This window comes from Fuscovulum ytuae, assembly GCF_029953595.1.
GTDB classification, from domain to species: Bacteria; Pseudomonadota; Alphaproteobacteria; order Rhodobacterales; family Rhodobacteraceae; genus Paragemmobacter; species Paragemmobacter ytuae.
Genome location: NZ_CP124536.1, coordinates 44,287 through 68,717 on the forward strand (window position 1 = coordinate 44,287; position 24,431 = coordinate 68,717).

Here is a 24,431-nt window from a genome sequence, read left to right on the forward strand (position 1 = left end):
GGACCTTGTCAGGCAATTTTTCTCCTCCGGGGCTGGAGCGCGACCGTATTGGTGATCCACGGCGCCATCGCCTCTGCGATCGCGATGGCGACCGGTGCCGCCACCGCATTGCCGAACTGGCGATAGGCCTGCGTGTCGGACACCACGATCTTCCATGGCTGGTTGGAACCCCTGCGGTCGAAGCCCATCAGACGCGCGCATTCCCTCGGTGTCAGCCGGCGCGGGATCCCGTTGCCCTGCCGGATCAGGATCTCGGAGCCGTCCTTGAAGTAGCGTGCGCTCAGGGTTCGCGCGATGCCGTCGGGACCGTTCAGGCCGAAGCCGAAGCCGTTGCCTGCCGCTTTGTGCTTTGCTGCGTAGTTCTGTAGATACTTCCAGAGATTCGGCGTCAGCGTATATTTCGACGCGACCTGCGCCCGCTTGCCGGTGGTAAACGGCTCCTCGGCTGTCTCCGTTCCGTCTTCGGGATGAAGGATGTCCTTCAGCGTCGGCCTCGTGCCTTCCGGGATGATGACGTCATCCAGAGAAAACCGGGTCGGCACATCGCGCCGGAAACCGACGATGAAAATCCGTTCACGATGCTGCGGCACCCAGTGACGGGCGTCGATCACCTTGTGATCGACATCGTAGCCCAGTTCGTCCAGCGCGTGCTGGATCACCCTGAAGGTGTTCCCCTTGTCGTGTGACAACAGGTTCTTGACATTCTCGAGGAGGAACGCCTTCGGCTGGTGATGGCGGAGGATCCGCACCACGTCGAAGAACAGGGTGCCCTGCGTCTCGTCAGCAAAGCCATGGGCGCGGCCGAGCGAATTCTTCTTGCTGACACCGGCGATCGAGAAGGGCTGGCAGGGAAACCCGGCTAGAAGCACGTCATGCCCGGGGATGTCCGCCTCATCGATCTTGGTGATGTCCCCGTTAATCTCATGGTCATCCTCGAAGTTCGCCCGGTAAGTCTGCTGCGAGAACTTGTTCCACTCGCTGGTGAAGACACATTGTCCGCCGATGCTCTCGAAGCCGACGCGTAGGCCACCGATGCCCGCGAACAGGTCGATGAACTTGAAGGCGGGGCGCGCGACTGTCATAACAGCTCCTATGGCTCGCAAAATATAGTTAGAACGCCGTCATCAAGGCCTGGATACCGTAAACAGATTCTGAATTTCCCTGTCGGAAAAGTCCACGCAGAAATCGCTCTTGTAATGATTTGACCCCAAGTCCCGGACCAGCCTTCGGGTCAAGTTGTGGCTATAGGATCGATGCACTGATCTGGCTGGAGTGTGCATCGCCTCATTCATTGGTCGGGAGCTTGGAAAGACGATGGTTAACGACGTGGGACCGCAAGTTTAGGCGTCCGATAGTTTTACATAATCAAAATTATCAGTCTTTTTGTAAGTAAGCCTCAGAAAACTTCGCGGTGAGTAACTTGCCTGCTTCCGCCGTGTCTAAGCACACACCCTGCCCATTGAATCGGGAAGGCATCTACCAAGCGTATGACCGGTTTTTCGGTCACGTCGTCTGCCTGATTACAAGCTTCCCCGGTAGGCGCACTGTCTGCGGCTCTCTGCGCTCGAGAACCATCGCGACCACTGTGCTGACCATCTCTCGCAAAGGCTGTTCGTAGGTCGTAAGTCCGTAGGCGGGAACGCCACACAGTTCGAAGTTGTCGAAACCGACGATGGCGATGTCCTCCGGGACTCTGAGATGAAACTCGCCACGGATCACATCCATCGCGCCCATTGCCAGGATGTCGTTCTCGCACATCAGCACGTCTACCCGGTTCTCCGGTGCGGTGGTAGAAAGATACCGGCGCATGGCATCGGCCCCGGCCTGGGAGCTGTAGTTTCCCGCATCGAGATCGGCGCTCAGGTCGATGCCCCTGTCGGCCCATTGGGAGGTAAAGTGTTCTCGCCTCCCCAGTGCTGTGGACAGGACCTTCGCCCCGGACATGAAACCGGGGCGGCGATAACCGCGAGACCAGAGGTGATCCACGATTTCCGTTATCGCGAGTTCCGCGTCGCAGTCGACGGCCGGCACACCTTCAATCTGGCTGTCGCGCGCCAGGACGAAAGTTGGTGGCGTTCCACGGCCCTGTCGGCGATCACGCAGCGTCTCGTCCCGGAAGGCTGTTCCGAAGAGGATCACGGCATCGACCTGGCGCTGGTCGGCGTTCAAGAGTGCGCGCACATGGTCGAACCGGGTATTGATGTTGACGAGAAGCGCGACCAGTCCGTTCGCCTGGAGGCGGTCAGTTAGCTCCTCGAGATAGGGTATCTTCTGCGGGTTGGCGAAGTCATCGATGAACACCGCCACCTGGTGGGTGTGATTCGTGGCGAGGCTTCTGGCGAGTAGATTGGGCGTGTAGTTAAGCGCCGCGGCTGCTTCCAGAACCCGCCGTTTGGCATCCTCGGCGATCGAGGCGCCTTCGGTGAACGCCCGCTGAACGGTCCACTTCGAGACACCCGCCGCAGCAGCAACTTCCCGCGCTGTCGCTCTTTTCTGCATCGTTCACCCCTTCTTGGAACATAAATTCCATTACACTCGGCCAATGAAATGAAAGCTTGCATTTCTAACCGTCACAAGTAAACCTAATCGACGTTGCACCCGGTAGCAAACGTTGTTGCACCCGGTAGCAGAAGGCCGCGGTAAGGAGACCGCAGCTGGAACGCTACGTCGGGACATAACCGCCGCTCCAGTTTTGCACCCGGGTGCATAAAACAACCCAGCCCATGTCGGGCTGCTTTCAGGGAGGAAGACCGTGAAGTCCATCGTCAAGAAACTCGCCGTCGGCGCAACCGCGCTGGGGATTACGCTCGGGGCCGCCGTTTCGGCCTTCGCGCAGGACATCAACATCATCGCCGTGACCCACGGCCAGGCGTCGGACCCGTTCTGGTCGATCGTCAAGAACGGCATGATGCAGGGCGCCAAGGACATGGGCGTCAACGTCGACTACCGCGCGCCCGAGACCTTTGACATGGTTGCCATGTCGCAGCTGATCGATGCGGCCGTGAACCAGAAGCCGGCCGGGATCATCATCTCGAACCCGGACCCGGACGCCCTTGGCGACGCGATCAAGCGCGCAGTCGCGGCTGGCATTCCGGTCATCTCGATGAACTCGGGCATCGGCGCGGCGAAGGACCTTGGCATCCGTCTGCACGTCGGTCAGGACGAACTGCCCGCTGGCGTTATCGTCGGTGAGCGTCTGGCCGGGTTGGGCCTGAAGCACGTCCTGTGCATCAACCAGGAAGTCGGCAACGTGGCCCTCGACCAGCGCTGCGCCGGTGTGACCGAAGGCTTCAAGGGTGGCCAGGTCACGGTTTTGCCGACCAGCTCGGACCCGGCAGAGATCGAATCCAAGATCCAGGCCGCGCTGACCTCGGACCCGTCCATCGACCTGGTGCTGGGCCTGTCCGCCCCGCAGGTCGGCGAACGTGCCGTGGCGGTGGTCGAGAAGATGGGCGTCGGCGAGACGGTGAAGGTCGCGTCCTATGACCTGTCGGCGAACTTCCTGCAGGCGATCGTGGACGGCAAGGCGCTCTTCGCCGTCGACCAGCAGCCCTACCTGCAGGGGTCTCTGCCCGTGGTGTTCCTGGCCCAGTATGCCCGCTACGGCACGATGCCGGCCGGCAACATCGCCTCGGGCCCGAGCTTCGTGACCGCCGAGAACGCCGCGCAGGTCATCGCGCTGTCGGCTGAAGGCATCCGCTAAACCCCGCCAAGTCTGGTCCCCGCCCCGCGCCGGGCGGGGACCGCTCTGCCACCGCATCGTGCCAGGGATCGGCACGCGTCGCGGTCGGCGCCACGACCTCAATCCAAGGATTTTGCCATGTCCACCGGCGACGCTTCCAAAGCCGCGGCCTCCGCGCCTTCCGACGAAAGGCTTAAGCGGGTTTCCACCTTTACGGCCCTTGTGCGCCGCCCCGAGCTTGGCGCGGTCGCGGGCCTGGTCCTGGTCACCGTCTTCTTCCTGTTCACCGCCGATGCCTCGATGTTCACCCTGGCCGGCGTTATGAACTTCATGGCTCCCGCTGCGCAGCTGGGGATCCTCGCCATTGGCGCGGCTCTACTGATGATCGGGGGCGAGTTCGACCTTTCCATCGGATCGATGATCGCCTTCGCGGGCCTCGTCTTCGGCACCGCGCTGGTGGTGTGGGGACTGCCGCTGTCGGTGTCGATGCTTTTCGCCTTCGCCGTCGCGGTTGCCATCGGTGCCACCAACGCCCAGATTACGCTGCGGACCGGACTTCCGTCCTTCATCGTGACGCTGGCCTTCCTTTTCATCCTGCGCGGTTTGACCCTGGTGGGCCTGAAGTGGGCCTCGGGCGGCTCGACCCAGTTGCGCGGCATGCGCGAGGCGGCCGAGGGCAGCCCGCTTGCCCCCTTCTTCTCGGGCGATGCGTTCCAGGGCCTGTTCCGCTACCTGGCTGATGCCGGGGTGATCGCCACCTTCCCGAACGGCGATCCGCAAGTTCCTGGTGTTCCGGTCGAGATCCTTTGGTTCCTCGCCATAGCTGTCCTTGCGACCTGGGTCCTTCTGCGGACGCAGTTCGGCAACTGGATCTTCGCGGCCGGAGGCGACCCGCGTGCTGCCCGGAAGTCGGCCGTGCCGGTTGCCCGCGTGAAGACCACGCTTTTCATCCTCACCGCTTGCTGCGCCACTCTCGTCGCGATCCTGACCGTGCTCGATGCTGGCTCCACCGACGCCCGCCGGGGTTTCCAGAAGGAATTCGAGGCGATCATCGCCGCCGTGATCGGGGGTTGCCTGCTGACCGGCGGCTACGGCTCGGCCATCGGCGCCTTCTTCGGGTCCATCGTCTTCGGGATGGTGCTGATCGGCCTGACCTACACCTCGATCGACCAGGATTGGTATCTCGTCTTCCTTGGCGGGATGCTGCTGGTCGCGGTCATGTTCAACAATGTCATCCGCAAGCGGGTCACGGGAGAGCGCTGATGAACGCCGCAACACCACTGGTCGAGGTCAGGAACCTCGTGAAACACTTCGGTTCGGTCATTGCCCTTTCTGGCGTGTCGATGAAGGTCCACGCAAACGAAGTGCTTTGCCTTCTGGGCGACAACGGGGCTGGCAAGTCTACTCTGATCAACACTCTGGCGGGTGTCCACAAGCCGACCTCGGGCGACTTCCTGGTCGGCGGCGAGCAGCGTCTGTTCAGCGGCCCCCGCGATGCCCTGGATTCAGGGATCGCCACGGTCTACCAGGATCTCGCGATGATCCCGCTAATGAGCGTGACGCGCAACTTCTTCATGGGCCGCGAGCCCGTGAAGGGTTGGGGACCCTTCCGTCACATGGACATGGCCCATGCCGACGGAGTGACCCGCGACGAGATGAAGCGCATTGGCATCGATGTCCGCGATCCGCAGCAGGCCGTGGGCACCCTGTCGGGAGGTGAGCGCCAGTGTGTCGCCATCGCACGTGCCGTCTATTTCGGCGCCAAGGTCCTCATCCTGGACGAGCCCACCTCGGCCCTCGGCGTCGCGCAGACCTCGATGGTGCTGAAATATGTGACCCAGGTCCGCAACAAGGGCCTTGGCGTCATCTTCATCACCCACAACGTCCGCCACGCCTACGCCGTCGGTGATCGCTTCACCGTCCTCAATCGCGGCAAGACGCTTGGCACCTATGCCAAGGACGAAATCGAGATCGACGCGCTGCAGAACCTGATGGCCGGCGGCAAGGAACTTCAGTCCCTCTCGGCCGAACTCGGCGGCACCATCTGACCCTTCTTCAAGAAACGGAACCTGTCATGTCCTCCAAGAAACCCGTGAACATCGGTCTGATCGGTGCTGGCCGCATCGGATCCTTCCATGGCGAAAGCGTCCAGCGCCGCCTGGTCGACGCGAACCTCGTGGCCATCGCCGACCCGGCACCGGGGGCCGCCGCCAGGCTGGCCGGCATGCTGGAGGTCGATGCCTCCTACACCGACGTGGCCGAGATGCTGGCACATCCGAACCTTGATGCAGTGATCATCGCCACCCCGGCGCGCTTCCACACCAACGTCCTCGTTCAGGCGGCCGAGGCCGGAAAGCACGTCTTCTGCGAAAAGCCGATGGCCCTGACGCTGGAAGACGCCGACCGCGGCATCGCAGCGGCCAAGGCCGCGGGCGTCGCGCTTCAGGTCGGCTTCAACCGGCGCTGGGACCAGGCGTTCGCCGAGGGCCGTGCTGCCATCGACGCAGGCAAGGTCGGCACTCCCCAGCTTCTTCGGTCGGTCATCCGCGACCCCGGCCCCTTCGGTGCCGATCCGGCGAAAGTCCCGCTCTGGACAATCTTTTACGAAACCCTGATCCACGATTTCGACACCCTTCTGTGGCTAAACGCCGGGGCGAAACCGGTCGAAGTCTATGCGGCCGCCGACGCCCTGGTGCGACCAGACGCCCGGAAGGATGGTTTCCTCGACACGGCCGTAGTGACGATCCGCTTCGACAACGGCTCCATCGCGGTGGCCGAGGCGAACTTCTGCGCGATGTATGGCTACGACATCCGGGGCGAAGTCTTCGGGTCGGCCGGCATGGTCACGATGGGCGATGTGCGGCGGTCGTCGATGACGCTTTTCGGCAAGGACGGCGTGTCCAATGACACCTGGCGGCGTGACACGGATCACTTCGTCCACGGTTACACGGCCCAGCTTGCGTCCTTCGTCCGCTCGATCCAGTCCGGGACGCCCGTGCAGGGACCGACCGGGCAGGACGCCCGTGGCGCCTTGGCCTTGGCACTGGCCGCCATCGAAAGCGTCAAGTCCAAGGCTCCGGTGCGCCTGTGATGCTGCGCCTTGGTGTCAGCCCGTTGTCCTGGGTGAATGAGGTGCTGCCCGACCTCGGCGTGGGCACCTCGGCGGAAACCATCCTCACCGAGGCCAGGGCCGCAGGCTTCGAAGGCGTGGAACTGTCGCGCGTCTTCCCCCGGGATCCGGCGGACCTTGCGGCCTTGCTGACGGGGAACGGGCTGTCACTCGTATCCGGCTGGCATTCCGGCTTACTCGCCGACCGCTCCGTGGACGAGGAATTGGGCGCCGTGCGTGACCACGCCCGGCTTCTGAAAGCCTGCGGTGCCAGCGTCATGGTCTATGGCGAATGCGGCCGGATGCCCGCCGACGCGCTGGACATCCCGATGTCCCGGCGCGGTCGTCTTGAAGCTGGGGAATGGGCCGCCTACGGTGACCGCCTCACCCGCTTTGCCGATGCGCTCTTCGCCGAGCACGGGCTCCGCCTCGCCTATCATCACCACCTCATGATGGTCGCCGAGACAAAAGCCGAAGTGCAATCGGTGATGGAGAACTCCGGACCCTCAGTCGGGCTTCTTCTGGATACGGGCCACGCCTACGCCGGCGGGTTCGACTACACCGTCCTGATCGATGCCTACGGCGATCGCATCGCGCATATCCACCTCAAGGACGTAAGGCCTGATGTGCTGGACCGCATACGCACCGCGGACCTGTCCTTCAATGCCGGCGTCCGGGCGGGGATGTTCACGATTCCCGGCGACGGCGCCGTCGACTTCGCGCCCCTCGCGCGCTTCCTCGCGTCCGGACGCTACCAAGGCTGGCTCATGGTCGAAGCCGAGCAAGACCCGGCTCTTGCCCCACCTGCGCAGACCATTGCGCGGGCCTACGACTTCGTCTCCCGTTCTATCATGCCGGCCCTGGCCGCCTGAACGGGGACACCATCGCTCTCCCGCCGGGTTTCCTCCCACCCGGCATTGCGGTGGCCGGGATTGCCCTCTCGGCCACCGCCCCAACTGTCAAGGAGCCTACCCATGTCGCACTTCCCCCTCGCCGCCTGTGCCGAAATGCTCTGGCGCGACAAACCGATCGAATGGCGCGCAAGCCGCCTGAAGGAGATGGGCTTTGGTGTCGGTCTCTGGAACTGGCCGGCGCATGACCTTGCCGCGCTGGAGAAGACCGGCGCAACCTTCACCATCATGAACGGCTACCTGCAGGGCCGCCTGACCGATGCCGAGGGGTGCGAGACGCTGCTCGCCTCGGTGAAGGAGACGGCGAAGGTGGGCAAGCGCCTTGGCGTCCACCGCCTGAACCTGCACGGCACGGGTCTTGGCGACATGGGAATCCCGATCCCGCAAATCGGCGCCTTCGCCCCCGGCATGGAGCAGCGGGCCCGAGACACGCTTCACCGCATCTGCGACCTGGCCGAGTCCGAGGGCCAGGTCTTCACGCTGGAGAACCTGAACCCCATCGACCACCCCGGCTGCCCTTTTGGGTCGACTGCGGCGGTGCTGGGTCTGGTTTCCGCGGTTAACCGCCCGCAACTTCGCATCAACTTGGACCTCTATCATACTCAGATCGGCGAGGGCGACCTAATCCGCTGGTGCGAGGCGTGTCTGCCGTGGATCGGCGAGGTCCAAGTCGCCGACAACCCCGGCCGCTGCGAACCGGGGACAGGCGAGATCAACTTTGCTGGTGTTGCAAAAGCCCTCACCGAAATGGGCTATTCAGGCCCCGTCGGTATGGAGGCTTGGGCTTCGGGTGATGCGGAGGTGGCGCTTGAGGCATTTCGAGGATCGTTCACGATCTGAGATCACTGGACGCTGCCAAAATGAACTGAGCATGCGCTCAAGCAAGAAAGCGGTCGTTCTCGGTTCCCAAATTGAAATTCCGCCCCCTACCCTTGGATTCGGGAGGTACCCATCACAACCGATATGTCGCACGGTTCGTGGCGGCGGCCCAGACGCACTTTTTCGCCGATCACAGCCCTGCGCGTTGCCCTTTCGTTTCGCATCTGGTCCAGTCTGTCGGCATGATGTTGAGCCGAGGCAGCACCAAGATGAAGACCCCAAATGGCGACCTCGACCTCGACCGTTGGCCGGATCCGGCCGGCGCAAAGGCCCTCCGCACTGTTTTCGCGCAGGACCTTGTCGTCGAAGGCGATGCCACCTCCAGTGGACCGATCGAGGTCCAAGGCAACGTAGTTGGCTCACTGCGTGCGCCGGAGATCTCAGTGGCTGGTTCAGGTCGTGTTGAAGGTTCCGTCGTCGCCCACGACCTCGTCGTGCTTGGGGCGGTTTCCGGCAGGGTCTCGGCGCGAAACGTTCAGCTCGCGCCGAGTGCAGTCGTGCAGGCCGATGTTATCCATGAGCGGATCGCCATCGAGGCCGGAGCCGAGCTTGAAGGCAGGCTTCAGCGTAGGGCCTGACAGATCTCACTCCGCAAGGTCTGGCGGCAGCATCTGGCCGGTCGGCAGATAGCCCCGCCGCATCTTATGTCGGAGTGTCTGGGATGCCGCCCTCTCCGCTTCTTCAATGGAAGCACAGGTTTCGATGCTTGTCCGGCCGTGGGTCCCGATCCGGCCCCAGGTTCGCAAGACGGAGACGTCGCCGAACAGTGTCGCCGCAACATCGATGCAGTAGAACCGCGCCATGTTAGCCTCAGAGTTGATGCGATGCAGATGTGCCAGAGCCATGGCGGTCCTCCCCTGCACAGACTCCGCCTTGCCGCTCTCCAAGTCCAATTTATTTTCTGAATCGATCCGGGCCGTCCGATTCAGAAAGCTGATGGGTCATGGCGACGGATCGCTAGGTTCTTCCTCGACAACCTCGACCCAGAGGACGCCACGCAGGGTTTCCTCCGGGACCAGCCATACGGTCCTGAACCGACCGCCGGCGGTACGGTGCCGTTCAGCGACGAGTTCCCTGCCTCCACGGTCGATCCGCCACAGACGACGATCAATTGTCGGGCTTTTGGTTCTGGGTCTAGTGACGTCCTCCATGCCTGCCTCCGATCGGTCGCTGACGATTTGCAGTCATGGACAGAGGCGCCTTCAGGACATATCTAACGCCATCAGAAGTGGTGCTTTGCTGTCGCCACGCGAACCACGAAAGGCGTTCCTGTCGATGCATGTTCTGTCCCCTGTTCTGGTTGTTTCCGCGCTTGCGGCGATGTCTGTTCCCGTCCACGCGCTTGACGCCTGGGCGGTCGGTGTCGAGCGTGGACTGCCGACCTACGCGCTCACCAGCGAGGCGGGTGAGGTGCGGCTCGTTTGCGACCCGGATCGCGTTTTCGGGCCGACGCCCAACGGTGCGCTTGTGGTCGGCTTCGACAAAGATGCGGCGCCAGACATGGTCGTTGTTCTCGCCAAGTCCGGTGAACAGGCCCGCCTGCCGGTCAAGGACGGCCTTGCTGGACAGGCCTCGGTTGAAGCCGCAGACTGGTCGAAGATGGTTGCGACCTTCCGCGATGGCGGCGAGTTCGCGCTGGTTACAAGCGCTGACAGCCTGACCTTCGAGACAGCACCGCTGCCCGAGCTCGCCTGCGACTGACCGCAGGCCGTTCATCGAATTCTGTTGCATGGTCCGGGTCTATCTGACGCGTCGCGCCTCGATGAGCCGCGACGCGATGGCGGCGAGGAAGGCACCAACGATTGTCGCCCGGGGCTCGATCTGCCAGGGGTCACCAAGGGCTGCATGCATGGCCCGGATCGCTGAGCCTTGGGCGTAGACGGTCATTGCTTCGCCGACGGCCATGTCTGTTGCCGACATGGCGAAGATGCGCCTCGCCTCGTCTGCCTGCGCCTTGATATCCTCTTCGGCCAATAGTCGCCGCAATTCCGCGCGGGCTTCCTTGGCAAAGGCGCGCAGCATGTAGGCTGGGGTCACCTCGCCCGCACCTGGGATTTGCTTCAGACGCCTCTCGGTCGCCAGCGGAAGCCGAAACAGGACCACCAGCTTCTCTTTCCGGGGCTTCACCAACACACCAGCTGGAGTATCGGGTGGCAATGCCGGGGACAGCGTCTGATCCCTCTCCCCTTCCCTCTTCCCGGCCAATCCCGCTTCCGCGAGGGGCGAAGTTGGCAGGTCAGGGAGTTGGTCCTCGATGTTCTCCGCTGGCAGCCCCGCCTCCGGCGCTCGCCGTTCGGCGAGAATGCGCGACTGCACCTCGCGCGACGAGCGCAACCGTGCCGCCGAGTTCTGCAAACCAGGCTCTTCCGCTGCCGGAGAGGGTGCGACACGTGCAGGAAGGCGGAAACGGCTCATGCAGGGATCACCTCGTCGATCCCCGTCAGGACGAGTTCCGCGACTTCAAGCTGGCGGGTGATGGCGTCCGCCAGCAACCGACCGCCGGGTGCCTTGGCGTTGGCGCGGGCTGCCGGTCCGAGGGGGCCGTGGTAGCCCAACTGTTCGAGGATCCGCGAATGCGGGACGATCACATCGAGATGGTCGAGACGCAGGATTTCCTGCAGCACGTCTTGGTCACGTTTCGGCAGTTGCGCCATTCCCCCTTCCCGGGTTGCGGCGTCGATGATCTTCGGCCCCGCGTCCATGACGAGGACCCGGACCGCCGGGAAGCGCTCACCTTCAGCAATCGAGGCACGGAGGTCGTCCATCCAGAGGACGGCACGATGGGTCATTTCCCATTCGGCATAGACGGGGCGCGCAGGGATCAGCACCAGGTCGGAGATCAGACAGAAGTCCTCAGTGTCGGTGTGGGTGCCCGGCCGGGTGTCGATCACGACGAGATCGACGCCACGCGATTCCTCAGCCTCGAGGAGCGACAGAAGCCCTTCGACGCTCTCGGGCGGTGACAGGATCGCGAGGCTCTCTGGCCAGTCGGGCTTCGGCGCCCCCTCCCAGGTGGCCAGTTCGAAACTGTCGCGCCAGCGGCCGAGTTGGGCATTCACGTCGCCATCGATCAGGGTGACGCGACGCCCGAGGTTCAGTGCTGCAGATGCGAGAAGCATGGCGGTCGTGGTCTTGCCCGAGCCACCCTTAGTCTGCACGATGGAAATGACTTGCATGAAATGACGCCTCCACAAACGGCACTCGCTACCCCTTGCACCGACGCCCGGCGCTCTTTCATGACGCTGCGGACGGCGATGCACCGCAAGCAGGGCAAGACCGCGCGAAGCCTTTGTAAAGGCGTCACTAATCTGACCGGCATCCGGTGCGCCGTTTAGGCATAAGGTTGCAGAAACGTCAAATCGCTTGTGCTGGAAGTTGTAACACACCGCCGAAGCCTTCATGTTTCTTAAGGATTCCCGCAGCCGTAATGCTGCGGCGCGGCGCCCGAGCAGTCCTGAGGCCTGCCCGTAATCGTGGCTATCTGCCTTCCGGCCCGTATGACGGTTTGCATGTCTGCATGCTTGCATAGATGACAGGCCGCATACCGACGTGGGAACCTGTCCGCACGGCTGATCCGAAGGCAAGGTGACATCAGGCCTCCGTCAGGGGACGATCCCGAATGTGACCCGCCAACCGGCTGCATGCCGGACAATCTGTCTGCTTTCCTGTCGGCCTGCTTGCTAGTTTGCCCAGTGACGAGTTGACGCTGCGCCGATCCAGCTTGTGGCATCATGCCCAAAGCCATTCATAGTCTGCCATTTTCCGTCATGGGCAGGCCTCGGAGCATCCGGAGACCCCTTCCCCCGCCCCTCTTCCCTTCCCTGGCAGCCCTTCCATCAGACTGTCGTGCCCGTCCCAACAATCCCTCGTGGAGGAACCGTACACTTCTGGAAAGCCCAAGCTTTCCAGGCGCTCCACCCGTTTGGTCTCGAGTGAAACGGAGGCCTGGCGGCCGGGGCGCAGGGATCCAGTCGGCGGTCCAGCCGCCGACCCCTGTCGCCATATTGAGTCCTCACCGGCTGTCCGGTTTCCGCAGGCGGGCTCCTCTTCGGAGGAGCGGAAACCGGCCGGTGAGGACGGTTGGCAGGAAAGGTGTTGTGTGGTACATGATGCGCAATGACTGCAAAACACATGTAATGATGCAATGCCACGCTCACGCCTGACCTCTGCCGAGACTACCGCCATCACGGCGCGGCTCCTCGCTGGCGAGAGCGTCGCGGCCGTGGCGAGGTCTATGGGCCGTTCCCGCCAGGCGCTGTCACGGATCAAGGGCAGCCTTGATCGGAAAGAGGTGCGGCGGCTTTCGGTGAAGCTCAACATCCGCATCACGGAAGACGAGCATGCAGCCTTTCAGGCGGTTGCCGAGGCAAGCGGTCTGACGGTCTCCGAGGCAGTCCGGCATCTGGTCAGACAGGCAAGCGATCGTCTGGCCATCCAGGCAGACGAGCTTGATGCCATCGCTGCAGCAAGGCGGGAGTTGTCGGCCGTCGGCAACAACCTCAACCAGATCGCTCGTCTGGGGGCGGTCGGTCGTCTGACCTGGAATGCCCGCGATGCCGCCCTGGTGCGCAAGGTCGGAGCGCGGGTCGATGACCTTGTAGAAGAGGTTGTCCATCTTCTCTCGTCGCTTCGGGCCAAGCAGGGACTTGGTGATCAAGTCTCTACTTTCGCTCCTGCTGCCGACACTTCTGCCGAGGCGCCGAAATGACCCGGTCACCTTCCGTCGAAGATCTGGTTCTCGGTCATGTTCTCGACGATCGGCGTCGGGGGCGCGGCGGTGGTGACGGTGCCGCGTCCCGTCTCGGCACGCGGAAGGAACGTCAGACCCGGGCACTTCTGCGAAACGCTGGTGGACCACGCGGTTGGCAGTCGGTCGTCAAACGTATTGCCGGCGGCAGCGCCCGAACGCCACAGGAGCTGAAGCGCCTTCTCGACTACGTGGCTCGGGAAGAGGGGGTGCAGATCACCTGGTGTAATCTGGCGGGCTACGAGCGCGACTTCGATCCTGAGCGAACGGGCCGCACGGCGGACATCTGGTCTTCGACCTGGACCGGTGCACCGCGCCGGGGACACGCCGATCACATCGTTCTTAGTTTCCCGCGCGGGGTGGACGCCGAGCGCGCCGAGGTCATCGCCCGGGAATGGGGGCAGGCCGTGTTCGGTTCTGGTGAGTATGGGGATGTCTGGCGCTACGTGGCTGCCCTGCACAAGGACACCGACCATCTGCATGCGCATTTCGTGGTCGACAAGCATGGCATCGAGGAAGGTCGCTTCCTGTCGATCTGTCGCCACGCCGCACTGAACTTCGATGTGATGCGCGAGCTTCACGCCGAGATCAGCCAGTCGCATGGGCTGAACATCCTCGCCTCATCGCGCCTGTCGCGTGGCATCATCGAGAACCCACCGCGCCAATCCGAGTTGCGTGCCTCGCGAGAGGGTGGGAAGGCCACACCCCCTCCGCCGCCGCCTCTGTCCGACGGGGAGCGGAGCCGACGGCTTGCAGCGCTACAGGGCTTTGCCCGCGAATATGAAACCCTCGGCGAGCTCGCCGGTCTCGCCGCTGAAACCGGCACCGAGGCGAGCGCTTCTTCCTACTTTTCCCGGCTGGCCCGGGCGCTTGGCGCGTCTGCCGCCGCACTCAGACAAGGAGTTCCTCTTATGCCCGATCACTCGCTTCATGCCGAAGGCGACCCCGCCGCGCGGGTTGAGGCTGCGCGCAGCGAGATGGTCGCTTCGGCCACCGAGGCTTGGGAGGCGATCCGTGCCATGGAACCCTCGGTCGAGCGGGTTGACCTTGAACGAAGCTTTGCCGAGCAGGCGCGCGCCTCCCTGAAGCTCGCGCCAGACAGCATCTTCTTGGCAGAGCATGCGCAACTCGCCGATCGGAACACCGATCCCTACCACAACCCGACCCTCGCCTCGCTTGCGCGGCTGGAGCAGGGTCAGACCGAGGGCGTTTCTCTCGATGAAGGTCTACGCGCGACCCTTGCTCATGTTCGGGAAGAGATCGGCGAACGGCTGACGGCGCTCTTCTCGATCCGGGAAGACGAGCTTCGCATAGCGGGCACGTCCGTCGAGGAAATGGTCGCCCGCTTCAGTTTGGCCGAGCGCAGTGAGGGCCAGCGGGCGAGCTGGATCACTGAGCAGCCGAATACGATGCAAAAGGTGTTCTGGATGGAAACGGAACGCGCGCTCGGTCAGGAGGTTCGGGCAGAAGTCGTCGCCTTCAACTTTGCACCGGAACTGACCGAGGCCTTCGCGCGCGACCAGTTGCTCACCGCCGATCGCAATATGAAGCTCTCGGAGGTGCCCGCGTTGGAAGCCATCGTTGATCGCCTGCACGACACCCTGAAACCCGAAGATCTCGACCGCGTTCGGTCCGGCGATCTCGCCCCGCTCAACGAGCAGGTCCGAGATCCAGCACTTCGGGCCGCCGTCGCGCATGAACTGAAGAACGAAGGTGACCTCGGTCAATCGGGTGAGGTCGGACCTTGGGCAGATCTGGCACGGGCGCAGCATCGTGCCGCCGAACTGGGGCAGCGCGATCGCACCGTCGAACGCGATACCGGTCACGAACTCTGAGGACAGATCCATGCTTTCGAACCTCGAGACCGCCTGGCGGTATCCGCTGGCGCTGCTCCTTGGCCTCCTGACCGGTCTCTACATCGGTGGCATGCTGGCGACGATCTACGTGATCACTGCCTTCCGGGAGAGCCTCGATACGCTTAGCCCGATGGGCCCCTGGTTCCTTCGCTACGCCTGGGCCGACCTCGCCGCGCGGCCTTCGGTCCTGCAGGGTGCACTGATCATCACCGGTGCCGTGACCGTCGCCTTGACGCTTGTCGGACTTGCCGGAGTGCATCGCGGGCGGCTGAACCAATATGACGATGCGCATTTCCAGTCGCGCCGCGAGTTGAAGAGCAACCGCATGGTCGGAACCCTCGATCAGAACGGCTTCATCTTTGGCAAGCTCGGCCTCCCGAAATCCGACGCGCCCTTCGTGATGGCACCGCCCGACCGCTTCCCGCATGCAATGATGATCGCGCCTACGGGCCGAGGGAAAGGCGTGGGCTTCGTCATCCCGAACCTCCTACACTTCTCGGGATCAGCGATCATCCTCGACGTGAAGGGCGAGAACTTCGCCAAGACCTCGATTCATCGCAAGCACGGGCTGAAGAACAGCATCTGGTACTTCTCGCCCTTCGATGAGGACCGTGGTTCGCACCGGTTCAACCCGCTTGCCCGGATCGCCGCCCTGCCCTCTGCCGGGCGTCAGTACACCGCGCTGAACTCGATGGCCGATCTCTTCCTCATCCCGGAAGGCGAAAGCGCCCAGAGCTTCTTCAATGCCGGCAAGCGGCTCTTCATCGCCTCGTGCCTCTACGCCATCGAACAGCGCCGCCCGACCTTGGGCTTTGCCGGTGAAATCATGGCCGGGGGTGGTGACAAGAAGAAGAGCTACACGGCCATCGCCGAGACCACGAACATCCCGATCGTCTCCCGCACCTTCCTCGAGATGGCCGACGTCCCGGAAAAGACCCTCGGGGCCTATGTGTCCGTCATCCAGGGATCCGGTCTGGAACTCTGGAATGACCCGGCCGTGGACCGGGTGACCTCTGCCAGCGACTTCGACTTCTCGACCTTCCGCCGCGATCCCCAAAGCCTCTACATCGTCGTCCAACCCGAGCACCTGAAAACCCTCGCCCCCCTCGTCCGTCTCCTTTTCGCGGATGCCATCGCGTCCCTCCAACGCCGCGAGCCTGGGCCGGACGAATCCCATGCGGTCATGTTCCTGATGGACGAGTTCGACCAGCTCGGCCGCCAGCCTTTGGTGCTCTCTTCCATCAAGACCATCCGCAGTTTCGGCGGCCGGTTCTTCATCATCTCCCAGACCATCCCTGGTCTCGATGACATCTATGGCGAAACTGGACGGAGGTCCCTGCAGGGCGGGGCTGGTGTGCAGATCTACATGACACCGCAGGATGACCGGACGGCCGAGGTGCTGTCGAATGCCTTGGGGCGCTCCACCATCACCGCCGTGACCGAAAGCCAGTCGCGGGTACGGGCGTTGGAGGACAGTGCCAATGTCAGCCGGTGTTCCGAGGAGCGGCCGCTGATCTCGGCGAACGAGGTGCTGCGGTTTCCGTTGGATGAGGTGCTAGTGCTGCCCGAGGGACAGTATCCGATCCGGGCGCGTCACATCCGTTACTACGAGGATCGGCATTTTGGGCCGATTGATCGGGCGCGGAAGGGGAAAGCGTTGCCGACAATACAAGGGGGCGGGGCGGATCGTAGGCTAGCGCCTGTCGGGAAGCTGTCAGGGTTGACTGCGTCCGCTGGACCTGCGGGCACCGAGGTCTTCGTAGAAGCGGCACGGGTGTTTCAGGAAATTGCGAAGAGCGCCAGGCGGACACGGAAAGTGCCGGCTCGGGTCTAACCGGTGCTTGGTCGCTGAACCTTACCGCATGCTCCAACGGGCAGATACGGCCCTTAGCTGCCGTTCACCTTGGTTGTGGTAATCCTTGGATGCTGCTGATTACGTCAGAGAAGACCCTCCTCCCCGAGCACCCTGGGCTCGGCTTTTTCAAAACGATCAAGCAAGAAATGGCCGGCCCATTCGGGGAGTGGGCAGCCATTCAACCAAGACGCCGCCAGCTCTCCGCTGGTGCAGGCGGCCATGGTGCCATGGCCAGAAAGTCCGCAAACCATGAAAGCGTCCGGCGCACCCATGGGACCGATGAGGGGCCAGTTGTCGGAGGTCTTCGTATAGAAGCCACCGTAATGGACCATCTGACGGGGCAATTTGCCGTAATAGACTTTCAACGCAGGATGCAGACGTGCAGCGCCGCGCAGGACGATTTCCGGAAACCGCGGGTCAAGGTTCAGCGACCGGCAAGCCGGCGCGGCGTACGAATTGTATGCCCAGCCCAATTTCACCCAATTGCCGTGATCGCCGCCTTCGGGCCTGCAATGGATGGCCCCTGGCATCCGCGATGCGAAACGTGCCGAGTCGGGATCTGACAACAGCAGATCCCGCTCTTCGTCCGTCCAGTCGATGTGCTGGGGGTCGATGTCGATCGTGAACGGAAGATCGCGGGGAATGGCCCCGGCAGGATCGGGGAACGCGACCTTTTGCTGCGGAACATTCGCAAGCGGCAGGCTGACCCCGACCAGTGACGCGATGTGGCTGGCGAAAGGACCGGCGGCGTTCAGGATCCTTTCCGCCCCGACCTTTATCGTCCCTTCGGCTGTCTCGACGGCGAGATCGTAATGTCGGCCGCTGTCTATTCCTTGGACAGTGCCCCGTTGGAACCGCACGCCTCTGGCCCGGCAATCCTCCAGCATGAACTGGCCCAGTTGCTGCCCCGAAACGTCACCCGCGCGACGTACATGGAGGACGGACCGGACCTCATGGGACAGGGAGGGGAAGTGCTGGCGGATCGCCTGCTGATCGGTCAGGAAGTCGAAGCCGTCGGGTGCGCTTTTCCAGTCGGGAAAGACGGGCGGTTGGTAGCCCGCGCTATCCGGTGTGGTGTGGACCCGGATTGCAGGCCCGCCAGCGGCACCGAAGACAGCCGTCAACTGGCCATGCTGGGCAGAGATGTCGGCGCTGCGCGAGGCCAGAAGATACCCCCTCCGTGTCAGCGCGATCCGGTTGTCGGTTTCCTTGGCGATCCGCTCCATCAGCGTGATCGAGCGGTTCATGAAGCCGACCATCGTCGGCTGCGGCCACCAGTTGCGATAGTTGTTGCCGGACTGCGCCGATGTGAGCGCAAGAGGATCGCCCGCGTCGATGAGGATGATCCGGCAAGAGGGCGTGCTTCGGGCAAGATAGAAGGCCGATGCAATTCCCAGCAGCCCCGCACCGATGATGGCGACATCGAATTTCTGGCTCATCACGAGATCCATATTGTATCCGTTAAAATAAATTCGTATACGAAAATGGCGAAACGGCAAGTGTGACTCAGGATCGGAGATCGCCATGGCAACGACACCCACGCTTCTCTTCATCGGGTGCGGCAATATGGGGGCGGCGATTGCGGCCGGCGCGCTGGATCAGATGCCCGGCGTGCGCGTCGTGGCGCTGGACCCCGATACAGAGCGGGCGCGCAGCCTGTTGCCGCCGGGCGCTGCGGTCGAACTTCATGCCGAGCCTTCGGGCCTTGCAGGGTTGCGTCCCGATCTGGTCATCCTCGGCGTGAAGCCGCAAACCTTGCCCGAGCTTTCTGCCGAAGTGCTCGCTCTTCTACGCGCCGCGCCGGTGGTTTCGATCATGGCGGGCATCGGTCTTGAGCGTCTGAGCGCCGCGCTTGCACCGTCCGCCGTCGTGCGCGTCATGCCCAACCTGCCTTCCATGATCGGTGAGGGGATGAGCCTGGGCTGCACCACCGTCGCGCTGGCAGACAGCGTAAGGTCGATGGTTGAGGCGCTGTTCAACGCCATCGGGCGTTTCGACTGGGTCGCCGACGAGGTCATGTTCGAGAAGGCCAACCCCGTCTTTGCCTGTGGCCCCGGGTTTGTCTTTGCCTTCGCCGAACAGATGATCCTTGCAGCTGTCGCTCAGGGGCTGCCCCGCGATCTGGCTGAACGTCTGGTGCATCAGACGATGCTCGGCTCGGCGCGGATGCTGTCCGAAGATCCGCGCGGGGCAGCGGGCCTGAAGCGCGCGGTCAGCAGTCCCGGCGGGACGACGCTTGCCGGCCTGTCGGTCCTCGAGGCCGAGGCGGGGCTGCCGAAGATTTTGCCGGGCACGCTGGCCGCTGCACATGGAAGGGCGCTTGAATTGGCCCGGATGGCTGGCTGAGGCTGGATCGGCGTAACTGGGGGCAGGGGGGCGGCACATGACGCAACCGGATTACATCATCGTCGGCGCTGGGGCGGCGGGCTGTGTGCTTGCGGCAAGGCTGACCGAGGACGCGGGAACGACCGTTCTTCTGCTCGAGGCAGGCGGGTCTGACCGCAAGCTGACAATCGCCATGCCTGCCGCGATCCCCTTTGTCTACCAGAAAAAATCGCTGGGGTGGAACGAGCAGGCGGGGCCGGAGCCCTACCTTGTAGGCCAGATGATCGACGAGAAGCGCGGCAAGGTGCTGGGTGGATCGACGTCGGTCAACGCCATGATCTTCAACCGCGGCAATCGGCTCGACTTCGATGGATGGGCCGCGCAGGGATTGAAGGGGTGGGGATGGCAGGATGTCCTGCCCTATTTCCGGCGGATGGAAAGCTTCTCCGAGGGGGCAAGCGCCACGCGGGGTGGTAACGGCCCGCTCAAGGTGACCCGCGCGAAGGCCGCGCATCCGCTGTTCGATGTCTACATGCGCTCGGGCGAACAGGCGGGCCATGCCCGCCCCGCCGATCACAATTCCGGCGATCAGGAAGGGATGCATATCGCGCAATGCACCATCGGAAACGGCCGCCGCTGGAACGCGGCGCAGGCTTTCCTGCGTCCCGCGCTGAACCGGCCGAACCTGACCCTGAAAAGCGGGCTGCAGGTCGTGCGGGTGCTGTTCGACGGTCTGCGTGTCTGCGGTGTCCAGCTTTCGGATGGCACGCGGATCGAGGCTGCAAAAGAGGTCATTCTGGCCGCCTCGAATGTGGGCGCGGCGAAGCTTCTGCTTCTGTCCGGTGTAGGTCCCGCTGACGATCTTCGCGCACTCGGCATCCCTGTCGTCCTCGATCAGCCGCATGTCGGGCAGAACCTTGAAAACCACCCGGGCGTGAACCTGCAATACGCGGCCAGACGCGAGGATACGCTGGTCTCGCAGTTGGGGCTGGCCGGTCAGGTGCGGCTCGGTCTTGAATGGTTGCTGTTCCGGCGCGGTCTCGGCGCGTCGAATTTCTTCGAGGCTGGTGCCTTCGTCAAAACCCATGACGGGGCGGATTACGCCAATCTCCAGCTTGAATTCCTGCCTCTGGCGCGGCGTGTGGTGAACGGGAAAGTGACGGTTTTCCCGGGCTTCCAGCTTTGGATGGACCTGTCGCGCCCGCAGTCACGCGGGCATATCCGGTTGCGTTCGGCCAACCCGTCCGACGCCCCCGAGATCGTCTTCAATCACCTGAAGGAACGCGAGGACCAGTTGGACATGATCCGCTCGGTCCGCCTTGCCCGTGACCTGTTCGCACAGCCGGCATGGGACGGCATCCGCGGCGCAGAGGTGAACCCGACAGCCGATATGAAGACCGACGACGACATCCTGACTTGGGTGAGATCGGCGGTCGGCACCAGCTATCACCCGTCGGGGGCGACCCGTATGGCGGTGCGTCCGCAGGATGGTGTCGTCGATGCAGAATGCCGCGTCCACGGCATTTCCGGCCTTCGCGTCGTCGGCCCAGGCGTCATGCCCCGCATTACTACCGGCAACCTGTCAGCCCCCACTTACATGATCGCCGAGAAGATCGCGGACGCGATCCGTGGCCGCAAATCTGTTTGAAGGAAGCCCAATGTCTGTTCCTCTCGTCCCTCTTCTGATCGATGGCGATTACTGCGCCGGATCGACCGGCGTGACGGTCCCCGTGGTCAATCCCGCGACGGAAGAGGTGATTGCCGATCTTGCCCATGCCTCTGTCACCGATCTTGATCGCGCCCTTGCGGCATCCGCCCGCGCCTTTGTCGACTGGCGCGAAACCACCGCAGCGCATCGCAATGCCATTCTGGTCAAGGCTGCCTACCTGATCCGTGAGCGGACCGAGGAGATTGCTGAGATCCTGACCGCGGAGAACGGCAAATCGCTGACCGAGGCGCGGGGCGAGGTGGGCTTTTGCGCCGACGCGACGGACTGGTATGCTGAGGAAGCCAAACGCGCCTATGGCCGCGTGATCCCCGCCCGTGCGTCTGATGTGCGCCAGATCACCCTGCGCGAGCCCGTGGGCGTTGCCCTGGGCTTTGCCGCATGGAACTTCCCCGCTGGTAACGTGGCCTTGAAAATGGCGGCGGCCCTTGCTGCCGGATGCACCATCATCGTCAAGCCGTCCGACGAAACGCCGGCAACGGCAATTGCCATCGGGCGCTGCTTCACCGACGCAGGCCTTCCGGCCGGTGCGCTGAACATCGTCCACGGCGTGCCGACCGAGGTGTCTAAATACCTGATCGCGTCGCCCATTCCGAAGAAGGTCTCGCTCACCGGATCGACGCCCGTGGGCAAACTGCTCCAGCGCCTTGCCTCGGAAACCATGAAGCGTTGCACGATGGAGCTGGGTGGCCATGCACCTGTGCTGGTCTTTGCCGATACCGACATTCCGAATGCGGTAGCGCGGCTGGTGAGCGCGAAATTCCGGAATGCCGGACAGGTCTGCACATCGCCCACCCGCTTTTTCATCGCACGTGAGGTTTATGAGGATTTCGTCGCGGCCTTCATCACGCGAGCGAAACAGGTGCGCGTGGGTAACGGGGCGGAGGAGGGTGCCCAGATGGGCCCGATGATCACCGCCCGTCGTCGTGACACGATCGACGCACTGGTGAAGGACGCCGTGGCCAAAGGGGCTGACCTGCGCCTTGGTGGCCATGCGATCGCGGGGAAGGGCTATTTCTACGCGCCGACCGTTCTGGCCGATGTTCCGGATAATGCGCGCCTGATGACCGAAGAACCCTTCGGTCCGATTGCCGCATTCACCCCCTTCGACAGCTTCGACGAGGTGATTGGCCGCGCCAATGCCCTGCCATACGGTCTTGCGGCCTACGTCTTTTCCCAGAACCCTGGCACCATCGCCCGAGCAGGGTCTGCTCTGGATGCCGGTGTCGTGGGCGTGAACCACACCTCGGTCCACGAGGCCGAGACTCCCTTCGGCGGGGTGAATGAATCCGGCTACGGGGCCGAAAGCGGGATCGAGGGGCTCGACGCCTATCTCCGCACCAAGATGCTGACCGAAAAATACCTGTGAGGACGAACATGAAAACGGATGTCGCCATCATCGGGGGCGGGGCCATCGGGGCTTCGGTCGCCTATTATCTGAAAACGATGGACCCGAGCCTGAAGGTCACCGTGATCGAACGCGATCCGACCTACGAGATCGCCTCGACACCCCGCGCTTCGGGTGGGGTTCGGCGGCTGTTCAGCCTGCCCGAGAACATCTCGCTCTCGAACTATTCCATCCCGTTCTTCGAGACTTTCGCCGAGACGATGGCCGTGAACGGCCAGCGGGCCGAGATCAGCTTCAAGAAGGGCGGGTATATCTTCATTGTTCCGCCGTCTTCGGTGGACATGCTGAAGGCAAACTACGATGCTGAGTTGTCGATGGGCTGCAACGTGGTCTGGCTGACGCCCGACGAGATCAAGCACAAGTTTCCGTCGATGTATGTTGGCGATCTTGGCGCGGCGGTGCATTCGCCCGACGACGGATGGCTCGACCCCTATGCCGTCCTGATGGGCTTCCGCAAGAAAGCGCAGTCCCTCGGCGCCGAGTTCGTGGCCGAAGAGGTGACAGGGATGGAACGTCACGGCGCGCAGGTGACGGCGGCCAACTGTGCCTCCGGCCTGCGGATCGAGGCGGATACCTTCGTCAATGCCGCCGGCGCATGGGCCAAGGAGATCTGCGCGATGCTCGGCTTCAAGGTTCCGATCGAGCCGCTTCGCCGGTTCGAGCATTACTTTGAATGCGAAGAGGAAATCGAACCGCTGCCCTATCTGAAAGACCCCGAGCGGCTTGCCTTCCGGCCCGAAGGCAAAGGCTATTCGGGCGGCGTGCCCACGCTTGCCGAACCGCGCGGCTACAACATGGAAGCCGACCACGACTATTTCGAGAATGTCGTCTGGCCGGCCCTTGCCCACCGCTTCCCGAAATTCGAGCGGACGAAGTGCAAGAACACGCTGCCCGGCCTCTATGACCAGAACGATCTGGACGGAAACGTCATCATCGGGCCGGGCGCGGATGGTCTGGGCAACTTCCAGATGCTTGCGGGCTTTTCGGGCCACGGGCTGATGCACGCGCCGGGCTGCGGCCTTGCCATGGCGGAACTGATCCTGAAGGGACGCTACGAAACGCTCGATCTGACCCGCTTCGGCTGGCAGCGCGTGGCAGATGGCGCACCTTTGCCCGAGCGAGGCATCATCTGATGCCTTGGCCGGTCCCGGGCGGACTCCTTCCCGGGACCGCGGCCTTGCATACGGGCTGGCATCCCGCCGCCGAGACAGTATCTTCCATCTGCATAAGTTCAGGGCGCGCGGCATGAACGAAATGAAGCACGATACGCCGACAGCAGAGCCGATCTACGAGTCTCTCAAGGAAGCGATCCTGTCCGGGCAGCTTGCCCCCGGCGAACCGCTGCGGCAGGACGAGATCGCCCGCCAGCACGGCGTATCGAAAATTCCCGTGCGCGAGGCGCTGCTTCGGCTTGAAGTCGATGGCTTCGTGCTGTTCCGCAAGAACAAGGGTGCGACCGTCCGCGAAATCTCGCCTGCGGAAGTGCTCGACCTGATGGATATCCGCGTCGCGCTGGAATGCCGTGCGCTGGAACTTGCGGTTCCCCAGATGGCCAAGAGCGATCTGGACCGTGCGCGTGCCATCCTGCGGGAATATTCCGAAGATGCGAGCCTTGCCGAATGGAGCAGCCTGAACGTGCGCTTCCATCAGGCGCTTTATGAACCCTGCGGGAATGCCTCGCTTCTGCAGATGATCGCCGATCTGCGCGCGCGGCTCGGTCCTTTCGTCAGGCTGCTTGTGACCGAGACGAGCGGCTTTGAACGACCCGTGCAGGAGCATCAGGATATTCTGGATGCCTGCGCTGCCGGTGACGCCGCAAAGGCGATCCGCCTGCTGCGCGACCATATCGAAACGACCCGAAAAGAGACCGCAGCCCTGATGCGTCGGCGCCGGATGCTGTAGCCGTGATTTACCCCTCCGCGCAGGGCAGAGG

The 24,431-nt window shown here is 63.3% G+C and carries 22 protein-coding genes; 16 read left to right on the forward strand and 6 right to left on the reverse strand.

What is annotated here, in order from left to right; genetic code table 11:
• Positions 1 to 8: 8 nt before the first annotated feature.
• A complete protein-coding gene (dcm, locus tag QF092_RS18865; protein ID WP_281470347.1) occupies positions 9 to 1,082 on the reverse strand; it encodes a DNA (cytosine-5-)-methyltransferase in 1,074 nt (357 codons plus the stop codon).
• A gap of 421 nt (positions 1,083 to 1,503) precedes the next feature.
• Positions 1,504 to 2,499: a LacI family DNA-binding transcriptional regulator gene (locus QF092_RS18870; protein WP_281470349.1), complete on the reverse strand. Its 996-nt coding sequence runs from the start codon at positions 2,497 to 2,499 to the stop codon at positions 1,504 to 1,506.
• Positions 2,500 to 2,752: 253 nt separating this feature from the next.
• Here QF092_RS18870 and QF092_RS18875 point away from each other — a divergent pair, with 253 nt between their 5' ends.
• The 7 genes from QF092_RS18875 to QF092_RS18905 all read left to right on the forward strand — a co-directional run bounded on the left by QF092_RS18875 (position 2,753) and on the right by QF092_RS18905 (position 9,159).
• Positions 2,753 to 3,703: a sugar ABC transporter substrate-binding protein gene (locus QF092_RS18875; protein ID WP_281470351.1), complete on the forward strand. Its 951-nt coding sequence runs from the start codon at positions 2,753 to 2,755 to the stop codon at positions 3,701 to 3,703.
• Between the two features lie 117 nt (positions 3,704 to 3,820).
• Positions 3,821 to 4,945 (forward strand): ABC transporter permease, encoded by a 1,125-nt coding sequence (locus tag QF092_RS18880; protein ID WP_281470353.1) that lies wholly within the window; start codon positions 3,821 to 3,823, stop codon positions 4,943 to 4,945.
• Entirely contained in the window at positions 4,945 to 5,730 is a 786-nt protein-coding gene (locus QF092_RS18885) for an ATP-binding cassette domain-containing protein (protein WP_420026554.1), read from the forward strand. The genes QF092_RS18880 and QF092_RS18885 overlap by 1 nt, the downstream gene beginning before the upstream one ends.
• Before the next feature lie 26 nt (positions 5,731 to 5,756).
• Positions 5,757 to 6,773, forward strand: coding sequence for a Gfo/Idh/MocA family oxidoreductase (locus QF092_RS18890; protein ID WP_281470355.1), 1,017 nt, complete (start codon positions 5,757 to 5,759; stop codon positions 6,771 to 6,773).
• Positions 6,773 to 7,663, forward strand: coding sequence for a myo-inosose-2 dehydratase (gene iolE / locus QF092_RS18895; protein WP_281470357.1), 891 nt, complete (start codon positions 6,773 to 6,775; stop codon positions 7,661 to 7,663). The genes QF092_RS18890 and iolE overlap by 1 nt, the downstream gene beginning before the upstream one ends.
• A gap of 102 nt (positions 7,664 to 7,765) precedes the next feature.
• Positions 7,766 to 8,542 (forward strand): TIM barrel protein, encoded by a 777-nt coding sequence (locus QF092_RS18900; RefSeq protein ID WP_281470359.1) that lies wholly within the window; start codon positions 7,766 to 7,768, stop codon positions 8,540 to 8,542.
• Between the two features lie 137 nt (positions 8,543 to 8,679).
• On the forward strand, positions 8,680 to 9,159 hold the full coding sequence (locus tag QF092_RS18905; RefSeq protein ID WP_281470361.1) for a bactofilin family protein: 480 nt from the start codon (positions 8,680 to 8,682) through the stop codon (positions 9,157 to 9,159).
• Between the two features lie 6 nt (positions 9,160 to 9,165).
• Here the strand turns inward: QF092_RS18905 and QF092_RS18910 are convergent, their stop codons facing one another.
• A complete protein-coding gene (locus QF092_RS18910; RefSeq protein WP_281470363.1) occupies positions 9,166 to 9,426 on the reverse strand; it encodes a WGR domain-containing protein in 261 nt (86 codons plus the stop codon).
• 430 nt (positions 9,427 to 9,856) lie between these two features.
• Here QF092_RS18910 and QF092_RS18915 point away from each other — a divergent pair, with 430 nt between their 5' ends.
• A complete protein-coding gene (locus QF092_RS18915) occupies positions 9,857 to 10,282 on the forward strand; it encodes a hypothetical protein (RefSeq protein WP_281470365.1) in 426 nt (141 codons plus the stop codon).
• A gap of 39 nt (positions 10,283 to 10,321) precedes the next feature.
• Here the strand turns inward: QF092_RS18915 and QF092_RS18920 are convergent, their stop codons facing one another.
• On the reverse strand, positions 10,322 to 10,996 hold the full coding sequence (locus tag QF092_RS18920) for a hypothetical protein (protein ID WP_281470367.1): 675 nt from the start codon (positions 10,994 to 10,996) through the stop codon (positions 10,322 to 10,324).
• Positions 10,993 to 11,757 (reverse strand): AAA family ATPase, encoded by a 765-nt coding sequence (locus QF092_RS18925; RefSeq protein ID WP_281470369.1) that lies wholly within the window; start codon positions 11,755 to 11,757, stop codon positions 10,993 to 10,995. Before QF092_RS18925 ends, QF092_RS18920 begins: the two co-directional genes overlap by 4 nt.
• Positions 11,758 to 12,725: 968 nt before the next feature.
• Here QF092_RS18925 and QF092_RS18930 point away from each other — a divergent pair.
• From QF092_RS18930 to QF092_RS18940, 3 genes are read left to right on the forward strand one after another with little or no spacing between them, the layout of a single operon-like run.
• Positions 12,726 to 13,289 (forward strand): plasmid mobilization protein, encoded by a 564-nt coding sequence (locus tag QF092_RS18930; RefSeq protein ID WP_281470371.1) that lies wholly within the window; start codon positions 12,726 to 12,728, stop codon positions 13,287 to 13,289.
• Positions 13,286 to 15,163: a relaxase/mobilization nuclease domain-containing protein gene (locus tag QF092_RS18935; RefSeq protein WP_281470373.1), complete on the forward strand. Its 1,878-nt coding sequence runs from the start codon at positions 13,286 to 13,288 to the stop codon at positions 15,161 to 15,163. The genes QF092_RS18930 and QF092_RS18935 overlap by 4 nt, the downstream gene beginning before the upstream one ends.
• Before the next feature lie 10 nt (positions 15,164 to 15,173).
• Complete coding sequence (locus tag QF092_RS18940; RefSeq protein WP_281470375.1) at positions 15,174 to 17,018, forward strand: type IV secretory system conjugative DNA transfer family protein; 1,845 nt, start codon at positions 15,174 to 15,176, stop codon at positions 17,016 to 17,018.
• A gap of 104 nt (positions 17,019 to 17,122) precedes the next feature.
• Here QF092_RS18940 and QF092_RS18945 read toward each other — a convergent pair whose 3' ends face one another.
• On the reverse strand, positions 17,123 to 18,565 hold the full coding sequence (locus tag QF092_RS18945; protein WP_281470149.1) for an NAD(P)/FAD-dependent oxidoreductase: 1,443 nt from the start codon (positions 18,563 to 18,565) through the stop codon (positions 17,123 to 17,125).
• On the opposite strand from QF092_RS18945, the gene QF092_RS18950 reads away from it, so the two are divergent.
• From QF092_RS18950 to QF092_RS18970, 5 genes are all read left to right on the forward strand, one after another.
• Positions 18,564 to 19,385 carry a pyrroline-5-carboxylate reductase family protein gene (locus QF092_RS18950; protein WP_281470151.1) on the forward strand — a complete coding sequence of 274 codons (822 nt, stop codon included), beginning with the start codon at positions 18,564 to 18,566 and terminating at the stop codon, positions 19,383 to 19,385. The genes QF092_RS18945 and QF092_RS18950 overlap by 2 nt on opposite strands.
• A 37-nt stretch (positions 19,386 to 19,422) precedes the next feature.
• On the forward strand, positions 19,423 to 21,012 hold the full coding sequence (locus QF092_RS18955) for a GMC family oxidoreductase N-terminal domain-containing protein (protein WP_281470153.1): 1,590 nt from the start codon (positions 19,423 to 19,425) through the stop codon (positions 21,010 to 21,012).
• Positions 21,013 to 21,022: 10 nt separating this feature from the next.
• Positions 21,023 to 22,459: an NAD-dependent succinate-semialdehyde dehydrogenase gene (locus QF092_RS18960; RefSeq protein ID WP_281470155.1), complete on the forward strand. Its 1,437-nt coding sequence runs from the start codon at positions 21,023 to 21,025 to the stop codon at positions 22,457 to 22,459.
• An 8-nt stretch (positions 22,460 to 22,467) separates the two neighbouring features.
• Complete coding sequence (locus QF092_RS18965; RefSeq protein ID WP_281470157.1) at positions 22,468 to 23,631, forward strand: NAD(P)/FAD-dependent oxidoreductase; 1,164 nt, start codon at positions 22,468 to 22,470, stop codon at positions 23,629 to 23,631.
• A gap of 112 nt (positions 23,632 to 23,743) precedes the next feature.
• Entirely contained in the window at positions 23,744 to 24,400 is a 657-nt protein-coding gene (locus QF092_RS18970; protein ID WP_281470159.1) for a GntR family transcriptional regulator, read from the forward strand.
• The last annotated feature ends 31 nt before the right edge of the window (positions 24,401 to 24,431 follow it).